General features: G+C 73.6%; 11 protein-coding genes. 4 read left to right on the forward strand and 7 right to left on the reverse strand.

Annotated elements, in window-relative coordinates:
- Positions 1 to 117 precede the first annotated feature (117 nt).
- Together ACIBKX_RS34505 and ACIBKX_RS34510 are read right to left on the reverse strand one after the other, a co-directional pair.
- Positions 118 to 1698, reverse strand: coding sequence for an MFS transporter (locus ACIBKX_RS34505; protein WP_363274521.1), 1581 nt, complete (start codon positions 1696 to 1698; stop codon positions 118 to 120).
- A gap of 50 nt (positions 1699 to 1748) precedes the next feature.
- On the reverse strand, positions 1749 to 2333 hold the full coding sequence (locus tag ACIBKX_RS34510) for an NAD(P)H-dependent oxidoreductase (RefSeq protein WP_363274522.1): 585 nt from the start codon (positions 2331 to 2333) through the stop codon (positions 1749 to 1751).
- A gap of 213 nt (positions 2334 to 2546) precedes the next feature.
- Between ACIBKX_RS34510 and ACIBKX_RS34515 the strand changes: the two genes are divergently transcribed.
- Entirely contained in the window at positions 2547 to 5807 is a 3261-nt protein-coding gene (locus ACIBKX_RS34515; RefSeq protein ID WP_363274523.1) for a BTAD domain-containing putative transcriptional regulator, read from the forward strand.
- A 27-nt stretch (positions 5808 to 5834) separates the two neighbouring features.
- Here the strand turns inward: ACIBKX_RS34515 and ACIBKX_RS34520 are convergent, their stop codons facing one another.
- The 4 genes from ACIBKX_RS34520 to ACIBKX_RS34535 form a co-directional block, all read right to left on the reverse strand.
- On the reverse strand, positions 5835 to 6938 hold the full coding sequence (locus tag ACIBKX_RS34520; protein ID WP_363274524.1) for a hypothetical protein: 1104 nt from the start codon (positions 6936 to 6938) through the stop codon (positions 5835 to 5837).
- Complete coding sequence (locus ACIBKX_RS34525; RefSeq protein WP_363274525.1) at positions 6935 to 7531, reverse strand: ankyrin repeat domain-containing protein; 597 nt, start codon at positions 7529 to 7531, stop codon at positions 6935 to 6937. Before ACIBKX_RS34525 ends, ACIBKX_RS34520 begins: the two co-directional genes overlap by 4 nt.
- Positions 7532 to 7658: 127 nt before the next feature.
- Positions 7659 to 8210: a heme-binding protein gene (locus ACIBKX_RS34530; protein WP_363274526.1), complete on the reverse strand. Its 552-nt coding sequence runs from the start codon at positions 8208 to 8210 to the stop codon at positions 7659 to 7661.
- 228 nt (positions 8211 to 8438) lie between these two features.
- Positions 8439 to 9056, reverse strand: a complete 618-nt coding sequence (locus tag ACIBKX_RS34535) for a PAS domain-containing protein (protein ID WP_363274570.1) — start codon at positions 9054 to 9056, stop codon at positions 8439 to 8441.
- Positions 9057 to 9218: 162 nt separating this feature from the next.
- Here ACIBKX_RS34535 and ACIBKX_RS34540 point away from each other — a divergent pair, with 162 nt between their 5' ends.
- The 3 genes from ACIBKX_RS34540 to ACIBKX_RS34550 all read left to right on the forward strand — a co-directional run bounded on the left by ACIBKX_RS34540 (position 9219) and on the right by ACIBKX_RS34550 (position 15463).
- The gene (locus ACIBKX_RS34540) at positions 9219 to 12458 is read left to right on the forward strand and encodes a cytochrome P450 (RefSeq protein WP_363274527.1); all 3240 of its coding nucleotides are present in this window, start codon (positions 9219 to 9221) and stop codon (positions 12456 to 12458) included.
- A 166-nt stretch (positions 12459 to 12624) separates the two neighbouring features.
- The gene (locus tag ACIBKX_RS34545) at positions 12625 to 14976 is read left to right on the forward strand and encodes a molybdopterin cofactor-binding domain-containing protein (protein ID WP_363274528.1); all 2352 of its coding nucleotides are present in this window, start codon (positions 12625 to 12627) and stop codon (positions 14974 to 14976) included.
- 10 nt (positions 14977 to 14986) lie between these two features.
- Positions 14987 to 15463 (forward strand): (2Fe-2S)-binding protein, encoded by a 477-nt coding sequence (locus tag ACIBKX_RS34550; protein WP_363274529.1) that lies wholly within the window; start codon positions 14987 to 14989, stop codon positions 15461 to 15463.
- Here ACIBKX_RS34550 and ACIBKX_RS34555 read toward each other — a convergent pair.
- The gene (locus ACIBKX_RS34555; protein WP_363274530.1) at positions 15438 to 16682 is read right to left on the reverse strand and encodes an MFS transporter; all 1245 of its coding nucleotides are present in this window, start codon (positions 16680 to 16682) and stop codon (positions 15438 to 15440) included. The genes ACIBKX_RS34550 and ACIBKX_RS34555 overlap by 26 nt on opposite strands.
- Between the last annotated feature and the right edge of the window lie 36 nt (positions 16683 to 16718).

Here is a 16718-nt window from a genome sequence, read left to right on the forward strand (position 1 = left end):
AGGCCCTGGGCGCGCACGCGCTCCCGACGGCCGCTCCTCCCGTCACAGAACGGGTACAGCCGGCCGGCCGCCGATCCACTCGGCGGCCGACCGGCCGGGATGCCCGCGTACCGTCCCTCAGCCGGCCGCGAGAGAGCTCTCGGCCTTCTCGGGCTCCCCCGCCGCCTCCTCGGGCTGCTTTCCGCCCCGGCGGCGCAGCATGGTGAGGGAGATGGCCGCGCTGACCGCCGTGATGACGGCGCAGGCGACGCCGATCGTGTTCAGGCCGCTGGTGTAGGCCTCCTTCGCCGCGGACAGCAGGGCCTGCGCCGTCTCGGCGGGCAGCTCGCGGGCGGCGGTGACGGCGCCCTCCATGCTCGCCCCCGCGGCGTCGGCGGCTTCGGCCGGAGTGCCGGCGGGAGGCTCGACCGAGTCACGGTAGACGGCGGTGCCGAGGCTGCCGAGCGTGGCGACGCCGAGCGCGGTGCCGAGGTCACCGCTGATCGAGGAGAGCGCCGCCGCGGAACCGCCGCGCTCGGGCGGAACGGAGCCGACGACCATGCCGGTGCCGAGCGCACCGAACGTACCGACACCGATGAAGATGATCACGAACCCGGCGAGGAGCAGCGGCAGCCCGCCGACCGGATCGACGAAGACCAGCATCGCGTACCCCGTCATACCGATCAGCAGCGACGCCCCGATCACGGTGCCCAGCTGGAAGCGCTTGGCCAGGACCGGCGCCACCTGGGCGGCGACGATCGACGCGACGGCCGAGGGCACCATCCACAGCCCCGCCTCCATCGGCGACATGCCCTCCACCATCTGCAGGAAGCCGGTGATGAACAGGTAGCCGCCGCCGGTGCCGAGCATCGACACCATCAGGATCAGCAGCGCGGCGGTGAACGCGCCCACCCGGAACAGCTTCAGGTCGAGCAGCGGATGCTCCAGGCCGCCCTGCCGCTTCACGAACACCGCGCCGACGGCCAGGCCGAGGACGACCGCGGCGACGGGCAGCGGCTCCACGCCGTAGCGCGCGAGCTCCTTGAGCCCGTAGATGACCGACAGGATCGACACCAGCGAAAGCAGGACGCTGAGCAGGTCGATCCGGCCCGCGTCCGGGTCCTTGTACTCCGGCAGCACCACCGGCGCGAGGATCAGCAGCAGCGCCATCACGGGCACGCCGAGCAGGAACACCGAACCCCACCAGAAGTACTCGAGGAGCACACCGCCCACGACGGGGCCGAGCGCCGTGCCGCCCATGAAGCAGCTGGCCCAGACCGCGATGGCGCGGCCCCGCTGGTACGGGTCCTGGAACATGTTGCTGATGAGGGCGAGCGTGGACGGCATCAGCGTCGCGGCGGCCACACCGAGCAGCGCGCGGGTGACGATCAGCGCCTCGACACTGGTGGAGTACGCGGCCGCCACCGAGGTGAGGCCCACGGCCACGGCACCGATCAGGAGCAGCTTGCGGCGGCCGACCCGGTCGCCCAGCGTGCCCATCGTGATGAGGAAGCCCGCGATCAGGAACCCGTAGATGTCCATGATCCACAAGGTCTGGGTGCCGGTGGGGTGCAGCGCGTCGGCGAGGTGGGGCAGCGCCAGGTACAGGACGCTCTGGTCGAGGGAGATCAGCAGGGTGGGCAGGGCGAGCACGGCGAGCCCCAGCCACTCCCGTGCCCCGGCCTTCCGGGCGGGCACCTCGGCGGTCTTCGATGACATGGGTTTCTTCTTCCTTCCTTGCGATCGGTCAGGCGGTGTGCCGGGGGTGGCTAGCCCGGATACGGCAGCTGGGCTCGGGCGTCCCGCAACACATGGCCCCACCAGGCGAGTTGGTCGAGCATGGTCTTGGCCGCTGCCGCGCAGCCCTCGGGGTCCCTGGGGCGGCCCGCGTCGTCGAACTGGTCCCGGCAGTCGGGGAAGCAGACGCTGTCGCGGACGGTGACGGCGTGCAGGGCGGGGAAGATCTCGCGCAGATGCGCCACGGCGCGCAGTCCGCCGGCGATGCCGCCGTAGGAGACGAACGCGACCGGCTTGGCCTTCCACTCCTCCACGTACCAGTCGACGGCGTTCTTCAGGGAGGCCGGGACGCTGTGGTTGTACTCCGGCGTCACGACCACGAAGGCGTCCGCCCTGGCCAGCCAGGGCGCGAGGTCGAGCACGGCCGGTGGCAGCGGGCCCGCGAGGCTCTGGGTGAGCACGTCGGGAAGCCACACCTGGGCCAGGTCGATCACGTCGACGTCGAAGTCGTCCCGAGCGGCCGCCTCGGCGGCGATCCACCGGGCGGGCACGGGCCCGAAGCGGCCGCTGCGGGTACTGCCGATGAGAACGGCGACGTTCAGTCTGCGGTCAGTCATGTGCGTTTCCCTCCCGGGCCCGGCTCCGTCGGACCCTTACGGTGCGCGCACCCGCTCTCGGTCCGCTCTCGGCCCTCTCTCGGCGCTCTCCCGGCCTCCGTGGTCTCGGCGCTCTCCCGGCCTCCGTGGTCTCGGCGCTCTCCCGGCCTCCGTGGTCTCGGCGCTCTCCCGGCCCCGACGGGAGCGTCGGCGGGCGTCGGATAGCCTGATCACATGCGTTGGGGGGTGCTGGGGCCGCTGGGAGTGTGGACGGCCGACGGGGCGGAGGTCAGGGTCCCCGAGCTGAAGGTCCGTGCCCTGCTCGCGCATCTCCTCGCCCACCGGGGCCGCCCGGTCTCCGCCGACCGGCTCGTCGAGGACTTGTGGGGCGACAAGCCGCCGAACAATCCGCAGGCCGCGCTCCAGACGAAGGTGTGGCAGCTGCGGCGCGCCCTGGAGACCGCCGAGCCCGGCGCGCGGGATCTTGTCGTGTCGCGCGCGGCCGGGTACGAACTGCGGTCCGGCGCCGAAGCGGTCGACGCCGACCGGTTCCAGGAACTCCTCGGCCGCGCGCGGGCCGCCGCCGAACCCCGGTCACGGGCCGCCCTGTTGGCGGACGCGCTCGCCCTCTGGCGCGGCCCCGCGTTCGCCGACTTCGCCGACGAGGAGTTCGTGCGCGCCGCGGCCACCGGTCTCGACGAGCAGCGTCTGAGCGCGCTCGAGGAACAGGCCGCCGCCCGCCTGGACCTCGGCGAACACGCCCTGGTCGCCGATGAGTTGACCGACCTCGTGGCCCTGCACCCGCTGCGGGAGCGGCTGCGCGCCGCGCATCTGCGGGCGCTGTACCTGGCCGGCCGGCAGGACGAGGCGCTGCGCGGCTACACCGACCTGCGCACACGGCTCGCCGAGGACCTGGGCGTCGACCCCGGTCCCGAACTGACCGCCCTGCACCGCTCGATCCTCGCCCAGGACCCCGCCCTGGCCGCCCCGCCCGCCCCGGCCACCTCCGCGGCCCGCCCGCCGGGCAATCTGCCGGCGGCGCTGACCGAGCTGATCGGCCGGGCCGGGGCCGTGCGGGAACTGCGCTCCCTGCTCGCCTCGCACCGCCTGGTGACCCTCACCGGGCCCGGCGGCGTCGGCAAGACGCAGCTCGCGCTCGCCACCGCCAGAGGGCTCGACGACACCTTCCCCGGCGGCATCCACCTCGCGGAACTCGCCGCGCTCGAACCGGCGTCGACCGGATCCGCGTCGACCGGCGTGGACGAGGCCGTCGGCGGTGCGCTCGGCCTGCGGGACGACACCTCGCACCCCGGCGACGAGCAGCCGACGCCGGCCGCGCGCGTCGCCCACGCCCTGGGAGACCGGCCCGCCCTGCTGCTCCTCGACAACTGCGAGCACGTCGCCGGTCCCGCGGCGGAACTCGCGGGGCAGCTCCTGAAGGCGGCCCCGGCCCTGCGCATCCTGGCCACCAGCCAGGTGCCGCTCGGCATCACCGGCGAACACCTCGAAGAGGTGCCCCCGCTGCGGCGGCCGGAGTCGGCCACCGGTCTGAGCGCGGCGGACGTACGGGAGTTCAGCGCGGTCGAGCTGTTCGTCGCCCGCGCCAGGGCCGCCGCGCCGCGCTTCACGCTCGACGAGGACACCCTCGCCGCGGTGGTGTCGATCTGCCGCCGTCTGGACGGCATCCCGCTGGCCCTGGAGATGGCGGCGACCCGCGTGCGGGCCCTCGGCGTACACGAGTTGGACGCCCGGCTCGACGACCGCTTCCACCTCCTCGCGGTGGGCCCGCGCGACGCCCCGGCCCGTCAGCGCACCCTGCGGGCCGTGATCGACTGGAGCTGGGAGCTGCTCGGCGAGCGGGAGCGGACGGTGCTGCGGCGCCTCGCCGTGCACGCGGACGGCAGCACGCTCGACGCGGCGGAGGAGCTGTGCGCCGGTGACGGCGTGGACCGCGCGGAGGTGCTCGATCTGCTGGCCCGGCTCGTGGACGGTTCGCTGCTCGTGATGACGGACGGCGCGTCCCCGGCGCAGGGCCCGCGCTACCGGATGCTGGAGTCGGTCGCCGCGTACGCGTCCGAACAGCTCGTGCGATCAGGCGAGTCGGCGGCGCTGCAGCGCGGCCACCGCCGCTACTACACGAAGCTGGCCGAGCGGGCGGAGCCGCAGCTGCGCGGGCCGGGACAGCGGCAGTGGCTGCGCCTCCTCGACGCCGAGAACGCGAATCTGCGCTCCGCCCTGGAGAGCGCCCTGCGCGCCCGGGACACCGAGTGCGCGTTGCGCCTGGTCAACGCCATGGCCTGGTACTGGTATCTGCGGGGCCGCAACGGCGAGGCCCAGCGCTCCCTCACACAGGCCCTGTCGGCCGCCGCCGACGCCCCGGCCGCGCTGGTCGCGAAGGCGTCGGGCTGGCTCGGCGGCTTCCGGCTGCTGCTCGGCGGCAGCTCCGACGCCGCCGGTGAGTACCGCGACGCGCTGCGGCCGTACGAGGACGTCGACGACCCGCGGGGCAGGGCGTACGCGCAGTGGTTCCTGGCGTCCAACCCGTACGGCATCGGCGACCCCGCGCCGAGCCGGCGGCTCATCGAGTCCGCGCTCACCACGTTCCGCTCGCTCGGCGACCGGTGGGGCACCGCAGCCGCCCTCGCGAGCCAGGCCTTCCACGCCCAACTGCGCGGAGATTTCGGCGCGTTGCGGCGCCATGCCGACACCAGCCTGGAACTCTTCCGCGAACTGGGCGACCAGTGGGGTCAGTTGCGGGCGATGGTGCAGCTGCAGGCCGTCGCCCAGATGACGGGCGACTACGACCGGGCCGCACGGCTGCGCCGCGAGGGGCTGCGCATGGCGGAGGACCTGGAGCTGTGGCCCGAGGTGTCCTTCCAGCTCGCGGGGCTCGGCCGGCTGGCGCTGCTCGACCGCGCCTATCCGCGGGCGCGGGAGTTCCACGAGCGGGCCAGGCGGCTCGCGGTCGCGCAGTCCGACAAGTTCGGTGAGCAGTACGCGGAGATCGGGCTCGGCATGGGAGCGCGCCGCGAGGGCGACCTGGACGCCGCCGAGGCCCATATGCGGCACGTCCTGGAGATCCACCGGGAGATGGGGTACGAGCCGAAGGCACCCGCGCTGATCCTCGCCGAACTCGGCTTCGCCGCCGAACTGCGCGGCGACGCTGCCAGCGCCCTGAAGCTCCAGCTCGACGGCCTGGCCGCGGCGCGCGGCACGGGCGCGCGGCCGCTGGCCCTGGCCCTCGAAGGGCTGGCGGGGGCACGTGCCCTTGCGGGCCGGGCGGAGCGCGCCGCGCTGCTGCTCGGCGCCGCGGCGGCGGCCCGGAACTCGGTCGGCGCACCGCTGCCCCAGGGGGAGCGGGACGACGTGACCCGCATCGAGTCCCGCGCCAGGGCCGTCCTGGACGGGGCCCGCTTCGACGCGGCGTACGAACGCGGCACGGCCATGACCGTGGACGACATCCTCCGGGACCCTTCCCTGACGGCCGACGACTGACCGGGCGCCGCCGGTGGCGCCGAGGGCTCACAGCACCGCGATGCCCAGCGGACGCACCCCCGCCGGCAGCCGGCGGGTGTCGCCGCTGTCCAGGTCGACGACCGTGATGCCGTCCCAGGAGCCCTCACGGGTGAAGCCTCCGGTGACGTACGCCGTGTCGCCGTCCTCGGAGACGACCACGTCCTCGTGCGGTCCGTCGAGCGGGACGACCCGTTCCTTGCCGCCGGGCTCGCGGATCGTGAGCGACGGGTCGTCGTCGGAGGCGTTGATCGGGCCCGTGCCGACCACGAGCAGGGTGCCGTCGGGGGTGAGGGTGGCACCGTGCTGGTGGGTGTCGGCCGTCATCCGCTGGATGTCGACGTCGCCGGTGCGCGGGTCGAGCACAGCCAGGCGTTCGCCCTCGAAGGGCAGCGCCAGCTTTCCGTCCTCGCGTACGACGGCGTAGTGCGGCTTGAGCCAGGAGCCGAGGCCGCCTTCGGTGCCGTAGGGGGCGACCTCAAGGCGGCGCGGGTCGAGGGTGTCCGCGCGGACGGCGGTCACGTCGTAGGAGTCGTGGCCGGTGGCGTACACCTCGTCGCCGTCGCGGGACACGTCGACGTCGAACGGGCGGCGGCCGACCGGGACCGTGTCCGTGACCTCGCGCTTCTTCGTGTCGACGACCTCCAGGACGCCGTTCGTGTCGGGGACGTTGACGCCGACGTACACGTGGTCGCCGTCGGGTGCGATCGCGATGCCCATGCCGCCGCCCCGGTACTCGCCCGTGGTGACGGGCCCGGTCTTGGTGGCGTACGGGATCCGGTCGAGCCGCTCGCGCGCCGCGGTGTCCACGACGGCGACGCCCTCGGCGGTCGCCACCCAGGCCCTGCCGTCGTCGCCGACGACCAGGCCGTACGGCGCGGTGCCCACCTTCACGGAGTCGATGGGCCCGCGCTCGGGGTCCACGAAGGTCACGGTGTCGCTGTCGAAGTCCGCGACCAGGAGGGTGCCGTCCGGGGTGCGCTCGGGCGCGGGGGCGGTTGGGGTGACGCTCGCGGTCCGGGGCGCGGGGGCCCCGGAGCCGGCCGCACCGGCCGCGGAGCAGCCGGTGACGAGCAGGACCACGGCGACCGCCCCGAGCAGGCCCGCCTTCAAGAGACGGCCCGCAGCAGCGCCGCGATGGAGTCGAAGCCGCGCCGCTCGGCGTGGGCCAGCGGTGTGACGCCGTCCGCGTCCGCGAGGTCGGGGCGGGCGCCCGCCGTGATCAGCAGCTCGACGATCTCCTGGTGCGGCAGTCCGCCGTCGCCGAGGATCACGGCCTCCAGGAGGGCCGTCCAGCCGAGGTCGTTCACGTGGTTCACGTCGATGTCCGTCTCCCGGAGCACCGCGCGGACGTACGCGACGTGGCCGCGCTCGCTCGCCGGGATGACCGATACGCCGCCGAAGCGGTTGCGCAGGGTCAGGTCCGGGTGCGCGGGCAGCAGGGCCCGCATCATCGGGACGCTGCCGGTTACGCCGGTGACCAGCCAGGCGCTGTCGCTGCGGCGGTCCTGGGCGTCCGGGTCCGCGCCGGCGGCGACCAGGACGCGGGCGGCCTCGACATGACTGCCGAGCGAGGCGAGCAGCAGCGGTGAGCGCAGTTCGTCGTCGCGGGCCTCCACCGAGGCCCCCGCGTCCAGGGCGGCGCGCACCTCGGCGGCGTCCCCGCTGCGGGCCGCCTCCAGGAGTCGGCGGTTCCGGTCGTCCATCTCGGTCCTCCAGTGGCCTGTGCGACGTGGGTACTAGGCGTGGTGCTGGGCGTGGTGCTGGGCGTAGGTACGAAGAGACCGGCGGCACCCGTACGGGGGGTCGGGTGCCGCCGGGGTCGGGGGGCCGTTACTTGGCGAGGGTGGCCACGCCGGCCTGGGCGAACTTCTCGTCCAGGTCGCCGGAGGGCGCACCGGCGACACCGATGCCCGCGATCGGGGCGCCCTTCGCGGCGACGGGGGCGCCGCCCGCGAGGAAGAGGGTGCCGGGGATGTCCTTCAGCGTCGGGGCCTTGTCGAGGCGCTTGGCCAGCTCGGAGGTCGGCGCGTTCCAGGAGACGGCGGTGAAGGCCTTCTTCTCGGCCGCCTCGTAGGACTGCGGGCCGGCGCCATCGCCACGGAGCGTAAGGATCGTGTTGCCGTTGCGGTCGACGACCGCGACGGAGACCCGCTGGTTCTCCTTCTCGGCGGCGTCCAGGGTCGCCTGCGCGGCCTCGGTGGCGGCCTCGATGGTGAGGTGGTTGGTCTGCATGACGTTCTTGTTGGCGGCGTCGGCCTTGGCGGCGGCCGGGGCGGCCGGCGTGGCGGCGTTGGCGGAGACGGCGCCGAAGGTGCCGGCGGAGAGGGCGGCGGCGGCAACGGTGCCGGTGAGGACGCGGGTACGCAGGGACATCTTCTTCATGGTGTGCTCCTTCGAATCAGACCGGGGGAAGCTCGGAAAGCCTGTGACCGGGGGAAGCTCGGGAAGCTTCTGCGTTCCCGCTCTGACATCAATCCTGGGCCCGGAACCGGCCCCGACCGGTCGGCCTAGGGGCCGCGTTCGGCGCTCTCGACGGCGGACGGGAGGGTCATCCGATCGGTTGACACGGGCCCGGGACCAAAGGCCCCCGGGGGTCGGGACCCGGGGCCCTCAGGGCGCCGGCGCGGGCGGCCACACGCCGGGGGCTAGGACCCCCAACGCGTAGGCGCGCGCGACGAGTTCGGTCCGGTTGGCGGCGCCCCAGCGGCCGGTCAGGCGGCGCAGGTGGTAGGTCACGCCGTCGCGGGTCAGGCCGGTCTCGCGCGCGGTCCGCTCCGTGGTGGCGCCCGCGGCGAGCAGGGCCAGGATGCGGGCCTCGGCGGGGGTGGCCGCCGCTTCCGGGGCGGGCGCGGGGGCCGCCGTCTCCCCGAGCACACGGAGCATGACGAGGAGGCCCGGCGTCTCGTCTGGGGTGTCGCTCACCGGCTCCGCCGTCAGCTCTCCGTGGCGGCGCGCCCCGTCGGCGGCCGCCCAGCGCACCGCGACCGGGTACCGGGACCGGCGGCCGAGCCGCACCGCCTCGACGATCCGCAGCACCTGGGTCTTCTCGTCGGGACGGAACAGCTCCAGTGCGTTGCGTCCGCGCAGGGCGCCGGGGGACGTGCCCCACTCGGCGGCCATCGCCGGGTTGGCCAGGATGATCGCCCCGCCCGCGTCGCACACGGCGACCGGCATCGGGATGCGGTCGAAGAGGGTCATGGCGCGGTTGCGCCAGAGCACGGAGTCCATGCGCGGCTCCTTCCGGGCGAGGAAGATCGACGGGTGGGCCGTCAAGTGCGCGGCGGCGTCCGGCACTACACAATCATGTAGTGGAGCGGTCCTGACCCGCGGGTCAGGACGATCAAGCTGGGGAGCAGTGACCTCCGTACGGCGAAAGGCAGTTGTCGCGCCATGCCCTCCACTTCCGCCCCCACCGCACCCCTGACCGGGCCTTCCGGCTCCGGGCACGTGGTCGACACCCTCGACGGCCTCCCGCTGATCGACGTCTCCGCGACCGGCCCCGGTCCCGCCCCGCTGCAGCAGGCCATGGAGCTGACCCGGCTGCACGGTCCCGTGCTGCGGCGGCGGCTGCACGGCCGGGACGCGCTGTTCGTCAGCGATCTGGACCTGGTGACCGAGCTGGCCGACGAGCGGCGGTTCGCCAAGCATGTGGGCCCCGCCCTGGAGAACGTCCGCGAGTTCACCGCGGACGGGCTCTTCACTGCGTACAACGACGAACCGGACTGGGCCCGCGCGCACGACATCCTGATGCCCGCGTTCGCGCTCGGCTCGATGCGCACCTACCACCCGGTCATGCTGCGCGTCGCCCACCGGCTCATCGAGTCGTGGGACCGTGGCGCGCGCGACGGGCACCCCGTCGACGTGCCGGGCGACATGACGCGGATGACGCTGGACACCATCGGCCTGGCCGGGTTCGGCTATGACTTCGGGTCTTTCGGGCGGGCGGAGCCGCACCCCTTCATCGACTCCATGGTGCGCTGCCTGGAGTGGAGCATGACGCGCCTGAGCCGTACGCCGGGCAGTGACCACTCGGCGGCGGACGCGGCGTTCCGGGCGGACGCCGACTATCTGGCGGAGGTCGTCGACGAGGTCATCACCGCGCGGGCCGACGCTCCCGGCGGTGGCGCGGAGTCCGCCGAGGACCTGCTGGGCCTGATGCTCACCGCCCGGCACCCCGGCGACGGCGGGCGGCTGAGCACCGCCAACATCCGCAACCAGGTGATCACGTTCCTGATCGCGGGGCACGAGACGACGTCCGGCGCGATGTCCTTCGCCCTGTACTACCTGGCCAAGCACCCGGCCGTGCTCGATCTCGTGCGCCGCGAGGTGGACGGCCTGTGGGGCGACGCCGCCGACCCCGAGCCGACGTTCGACGAGGTCGGTCGGCTCACGTACACCCGCCAGGTGCTCAACGAGGCCCTGCGCCTTTGGCCGACGGCCGCCGCGTTCGGCCGCCACGCCCGCGAGGACACCCTGCTCGGCGGCCGTATCCCGCTGCGCGCGGGGCAGGGCGTGACGATCCTGACGCCGATGCTGCACCGGCAGCCGGTGTGGGGCGACAACCCCGAGCTGTTCGACCCGTCCCGCTTCACCCCGGAAGCGGAGGCGGCCCGCTCCCCGCACGCGTTCAAGCCGTTCGGCACGGGTGAACGCGCCTGTATCGGGCGGCAGTTCGCGCTGCACGAGGCGACGATGCTGCTCGCCATGCTGGTGCACCGCTACCGGCTGCACGACCACGCCGACTACCGGCTCACCGTCAAGGAGACGCTCACCCTCAAGCCGGAGGGCTTCACGCTCACCCTGACGCCCCGCACCGCCGCCGACCGGGTGCACGGCGAGCTGCCCGGCGCGCCGGCCGCCCGCTCCTCGGCCGCAACGACCGAGGCGGCGGCGCTGCCCGGACGGGTCCGCGCCGGAACGCGCGCGCTGTTCCTGCACGGCAGCAACTACGGGACCTGCCGCGACTTCGCCGCCCGGCTCGCCGAGGAGGCGGCGGCGGTGGGCTGCGAGACGGAGGTGGCGGCCCTGGACGCGTACGCGGGCGGGCTGCCGGCCGACCGCGCGGTCGTGATCACCGCCGCCTCGTACAACGGCCGCCCCACGGACGACGCCGCGGCCTTCGCCGCCTGGCTGGACGGCGCGCCCTCGGCCGCCGCCGAGCATGTGACATACGCGGTCCTCGGCGTGGGCGACCGCAACTGGGCCGCCACCTATCAGCATGTGCCGACCCGCTTCGACGAGCGGCTCGCCGAGCTGGGCGGCGACCGGCTCCTGGAGCGCACGGCGGCCGACGCCTCGGGCGATCTCGGCGGCGCGGTGCGCGATTTCACGGCCCGGCTGCGCACGGCGCTCCTGGAGCGGTACGGCGACCCCGAGGCGGCGGCTCAGGCGCAGACTCCGGACGGGTACGAGGTCCGAGAGCTGACCGGCGGCCCGCTGGACGCCCTCGCCGAGCGGCACGGCCTCGTCCCGATGACCGTCACCCAGGCGCACGACCTGACCGCGCCCGGCCACCCCCGCACCAAGCGCTTCGTCCGGCTGGCGCTGCCCGACGGCGTCACGTACCGCACCGGCGACCACCTCACCGTCCTTCCGGTGCAGGACCCGGCGCTCGTCGAGCGGGCCGCCGCCGCGTTCGGCGTGGACCTGGACGCGGTCCTCGACATCCGCGCGGGCCGCCCGCGGCGCGACGGCATCGCCGTGGACCGCCCGCTGACGGTCCGCCAACTCCTCTCCCACCACGTCGAGTTGCAGGATCGGCCGGGCGCGGGGCAGCTGGCCGCGCTCGCCGCGGCCAATCCGTGCCCGCCGGAGCGGGCGGCGCTCGCCGCGCTCGGAGACGACGCCGACGCCGATGGGCGCACGCTGCTGGAAGTGGCCGAGGCGTACCCGGCCCTGCGCGGCGCCCTGGACTGGCCGACGCTGCTCGATGTGCTCACGCCGATGCGCCCGCGCCACTACTCGGTATCGTCCTCGCCCGCCGTGCGGCCGGGCCACGTCGACCTGATGGTCTCGCTGCTCCAGGCCCCGGCCCGCTCCGGCAGCGGCGAGCTGTACCGGGGGACGGGCTCCGGGCATCTCGTCGGGGTGCGGCCGGGCGACACGGTGCTCGCGCGTGTCCAGCCGTGCCGCGAGGCGTTCCGGATCGACCACGAGGACGCGGCGCCGGTCGTCATGATCGCCGCGGGCACGGGTCTCGCGCCGTTCCGCGGAGCCGTCGCCGACCGTGCCGCGCTGGTGGACGCGGGCGGCCAACTCCCGCCCGCGCTCTGCTACTTCGGGTGCGACCACCCGGAGGGCGACTTCCTGCACGCCGACGAGCTGCGGGCCGCCGAGGCCGCGGGGGCGGTGTCGCTGCGGCCCGCGTTCAGCGAAGCGCCGGTCGACGGGGCGGCCTTCGTGCAGCACCGCGTCGCCGCCGAGGGCGACGAGGTGTGGGAGCTGCTCTCCGCCGGGGCCCGCGTCTATGTGTGCGGCGACGGCTCCCGGATGGCACCGGGCGTACGGGCCGCCTTCCGCACGCTCCACCGGGACCGCACGCCGGGGGCCACCGAGGCGGACTCCGGGCGGTGGCTGGACGGCCTGATCGCGCAGGGGCGATACGTGGAGGACGTGTACTCCGCCGCATAGATTTGTGGTCCGTCGCACAGACGATCGACTCCAGGGCCGCCCATCGACTGACTTCCGGTCAATTCCTGTGGCGGCCCTGTAGAGTTTCCGCCCCTGCCATCCCGCCTCGCACCGCCGCGCCATAGGCTCCCCCGGCTGATCGTTCTCGTTCCCGGGAGGAGCACACATGGCAGTTCAGCGGCGTGCGGAGGCGCATCCGGACGCGGGGCCGGAGGAGCCCGAGGAGACCGGAAGGCCCGAGGGCTCCAGTCGCCGCAAGGTACTCGCGTATCTGCTCGCGGCGCCGACGCTGGCCGTGGGCGTACGGTTCGGCGTGGACGCGACCGGCGAGAGCGCCGAGGCCGCCGTGCCCTCGCTGCCGCAGCCGGAGAACATCTTCGACCTCGGCGACATGCAGAACCTGGCGGCGGCGCCGACCTCGGGTCTGATCGCGGTCCAGGTGCACGCCGACGGCACCGCGTCCTTCGCGGTGCCGCGGGCGGAGGTGGGCCAGGGCATGACCACGGCGATCGCCATGATGATCGCCGAGGAGATGGACCTGCCCATCGGCAAGGTCAGGGTCACGCTCGCCGACGCCCGCCCCGAGCTGCTCATGAACCAGATGACCGGCGGTTCCAACTCGATGCGCAGCATGTACCGCCCGGTGCGCGTCGCCGCGGCCGTGGCCCGGCAGCGCCTCGTCGCGACGGCCGCCGAGCAGTGGGGCGCCGACGCGGCGAAGCTGACGACCAAGGACGGGGTCATCACGTACGGAGGCAGGAGCGCGACGTACGGATCGCTCGCGAAGGCGGCGGCCAGCACCCGCGTCGTGCGGGCCTCGGCCCGGCTGAAGGACCCCTCGGAGTTCACCGTCCTCGGCACCCCGCAGAACCGCGTCGACGCGCTGGCCGCGGTGACCGGCCGCAAGACGTTCGGGATGGACATGCGGGTCCCGGACGCCAAGCCGACGATGGTGCGCAGGCCGCCGACGATCAACGGCACCGTACGCGCCGTCGAGAACGCGGACGCGGTACGCGCCATGCCCGGCATCACGGACGTCGTGACCGTGCGGCACGGTGTGGCGGTGCGCGGCGAGACGTTCGGCCAGTGCATCGACGCGCTGCGGGCGCTGAAGGTGACCTGGGGTCCCGGCACGGTCGACAAGGAGTCGGACGCCACCGTCCTCGCCAAGCTCAAGAAGGCGGCGCTTCCGATGGTCGTGCCGCCGCTGCTCACCAAGAAGGTCGACGCCGAGTTCACCTTCGCGTTCGCCAGCAACAGCCCGCTGGAGCCGGACAACGCGATCGCCGACGTGCGCGAGGACCGCGCCGAGATCTGGTCGTGCCTCAAGTCGCCGATCGTCGCGCAGGGCGAGATCGCCGCGCAGCTGGGCCTTCCGCTGCACGCGGTGAAAGTGCATGTCGTCGAGGGCGGCGGCTCGTTCGGCCGCCACCTCTTCCACGACGTGGCGGCCGAGGCCGCCGAGATCTCGCAGAAGATGGGCAAGCCGGTCAAGCTGTCGTGGTCCCGTACGGACAACTTCCGGCAGGGGCGCACGCATCCGATGTGCGTCTCGCGGGTCCGCGCGACGTACGGACTCGGCAATGTCCTCAGCTACGAGCAGCGGCACACCAGTTCGCAGACGGACTTCGGCCACGGCCTGGGCGAGATGATCACGTCGACGGCGGCGAAGCTTCCGGTGGCGGGCAATCTGACCTTCGCCGAGACGATCTTCCAGCTGACCCAGTCCACGCCCTACAACTTCGGGGTCACGACCCAGCTGCTCAACGAGATTCCGCTGAAGTTCAACACGGGCAGCATGCGCAACATCTACTCGCCGAACGTGGCGTGCGCCAGGGAGCTGGTGGTCGACCGGCTGGCGGACAAGCTCGGCAAGGACCCCGTGGAGTTCCGCCGCGAGTTCCTGAAGGACAAGCGGCTGCGGGCCGTGCTTGACAAGGCGGTTGAGGTCGGCGAGTGGGGCAAGTCGCTGCCGGACGGGATCGCGCAGGGCATCGCCCTGCACGCCGAGTACCGGGGAGCGGTCGCCGCGCTCGTGGAGATCGACTGCCGTCCGGAGACGGTGAACCGGAAGGTCAGGGACGGTGTCACCGGCCCGCGTGTCACCAAGGCGCTGATGGTCGTGGACGCGGGCTTCGCCATCAACCCGCGCGGCCTCGAGGCCCAGATGATGGGCGGCATGAACGACGCCCTCGCCATGGCGCTCACCTCCAGCCTGCACATCGAGGACGGCCTCCCGCTGGAGGGCAGCTGGGACAACTACTTCTACACCCGGCAGTGGAACACACCCCTCGACCTCAAGGTCGTCGTGATGCCGAGCACCGGCGAAAGGCCCGCCGGAGCGGGTGAGTTGGGCGTGGCGCCCGCGTTCGCGGCGATCGCCTGCGCGTACGCGCGAGCCACCGGGACGATGCCGACCGACTTCCCGATCAACCACGGCACGCTGAGCTTCGAACCGCTGCCGCGCGAGCCGTCGACCCCGCAGTCCCCCACCGACGGTCTCGACCGCGCCTACTGAGGAGGCCTTCGTGCCAAGCCACACCTTCAAGCTCAACGGCGAGCGGATCACCGTCGACGCCGAGGACGACGTACGTCTGCTCTGGGTCCTGCGCGACCTGCTCGGCGTGACGGGGCCCAAGTACGGCTGCGGCCTCGGGGTCTGCCAGTCGTGTACGTCGCACATCAACGGCAAGGCGTTCAACCCCTGTTCGGTGCCGGTCTCGAAGATCGGCCCTCAGGACGAGGTCACCACGATCGAGGGGCTGCCCGGCACGGTCGGCAAGGAGCTGCACCCGATGCAGGAGGCCTGGCTGGAGCTTGACGTGTCGCAGTGCGGCTACTGCCAGCCGGGGCAGATCATGGCCGCCGTCGCCAAGGTGCGGGAGGCCGCCGCCGCCGGACGGGAGATCGGCGACGACGACCTGGACGAGATCCGCAACATCTGCCGCTGCGGTACGTACACCCGGATCCGGGAGGCGATCAGGGCCGGGGCGAAGCGGATGTGAACTCCGGTGCGCTCGGGTCGGGTTCCGGTGCCTGTGCGGCATCGGGGCCCGCTTCCGGCCGCCGGGCGGGGAAACCGTGCCGCCGGGCGGCGAGCACCATGAGGAGCACCGGCACGAGGAGCACGAGGACGCTCCAGGGGAAGGACCCGGCGCCGAACCGCCCGAGGAGGATGCCGCCGACGACTCCGCCGCCCGCCATCGCCGCGTTCCACAGGGTGACGAGCATGGCCTGCGCCGCGTCCGCCGCCTCGCCCCCGGCGTCCCCTGCCGCGGTCTGCAGGAGCGTGGGGGCGCCGCCCCAGCCCAGGCCCCACAGCGTGACGGCCACGTAGACCAGGGCGGGGCTTTCGGCGAGTACCGCGAGGAGCGCCGCCGCCACGGCGACCAGGAGCGCGGAGGCGATGGTGAGCGTACGCAGCCTGCGGTGGATGTGGGCGCCGACGATCCAGATGCTCAGCAGCGAGGCCGCGCCGAAGACGAGGAGCACGAGGTCGGTCGAGCCGCCCATGCCGAGGTGGTCGAGGAACGTGGCGATGTACGTGTACAGGACGGTGTGGGCGAGGACGAAGACCAGCGTGACGGCGAGGACCGGGGTGACGCCGGGGACGCGCAGGGTGCGCAGGACCGGGGTGCGGCCCTCGCGCCGCTGTCCGGGGTGGTCGGGGACGGCGACGGTGATCCAGCCGAGCAGCACGACGGTGAGGGCGGTCATCAGGAGGAACGCGACCCGCCAGCCGAGCGCGTCGCCGAGGAAGGTCCCCGCGGGCACGCCGAGCGACAGGGCGAGCGGGATGCCGGCCATGGCGACGGCGATCGCCTTGCCCCGCAGATGGACGGGGGCCAGGCGGCGGGCGTACCCGGCGAGCAGCGCCCAGGCGAGTCCTGCCGCGACGCCCGCGACGAAGCGGGCCACCATGGTCAGCGGGTAGTGGCCGGAGACCGCCGTGACCGTGTTGGCGAGGGCGAAGCCCGTCATGGCGGTCAGCAGCAGCCGCTTGCGCCGCCAGCCCGCGGTGGCCGCCGTCAGCGGGATCGCGGTGAGCGCGGTGCCGATCGCGTAGATGGTGACGCTCTGGCCCATCGCGGACTCGCCGACGTCCAGGTCCGCGCTCATCGCGGGCAGCAGTCCGGCGGGCAGGTTCTCGGTGAGGCTGGTGATGAAGACGGCGGTGGCCAGGGCCAGGAGTGCGGCCAGCGGAAGCTTGTTCTCGTTGCTCATGCCGGTATCCTCAAACCCTCACATCGATGTGAAGGT

This window comes from Streptomyces sp. NPDC050658 (assembly GCF_044457025.1).
Lineage (GTDB): Bacteria > Actinomycetota > Actinomycetes > Streptomycetales > Streptomycetaceae > Streptomyces.

Coding starts and splice junctions, on each gene's coding strand:
- ACIBKX_RS34505 (WP_363274521.1), bottom strand. CDS start 1,698: ATGTCATCGAAGACCGCCGAGGTGCCCGCCCGGAAGGCCGGGGCACGG.
- ACIBKX_RS34510 (WP_363274522.1), bottom strand. CDS start 2,333: ATGACTGACCGCAGACTGAACGTCGCCGTTCTCATCGGCAGTACCCGC.
- ACIBKX_RS34515 (WP_363274523.1), top strand. CDS start 2,547: ATGCGTTGGGGGGTGCTGGGGCCGCTGGGAGTGTGGACGGCCGACGGG.
- ACIBKX_RS34525 (WP_363274525.1), bottom strand. CDS start 7,531: ATGGACGACCGGAACCGCCGACTCCTGGAGGCGGCCCGCAGCGGGGAC.
- ACIBKX_RS34530 (WP_363274526.1), bottom strand. CDS start 8,210: ATGAAGAAGATGTCCCTGCGTACCCGCGTCCTCACCGGCACCGTTGCC.
- ACIBKX_RS34535 (WP_363274570.1), bottom strand. CDS start 9,056: ATGGACTCCGTGCTCTGGCGCAACCGCGCCATGACCCTCTTCGACCGC.
- ACIBKX_RS34540 (WP_363274527.1), top strand. CDS start 9,219: ATGCCCTCCACTTCCGCCCCCACCGCACCCCTGACCGGGCCTTCCGGC.
- ACIBKX_RS34545 (WP_363274528.1), top strand. CDS start 12,625: ATGGCAGTTCAGCGGCGTGCGGAGGCGCATCCGGACGCGGGGCCGGAG.
- ACIBKX_RS34555 (WP_363274530.1), bottom strand. CDS start 16,682: ATGAGCAACGAGAACAAGCTTCCGCTGGCCGCACTCCTGGCCCTGGCC.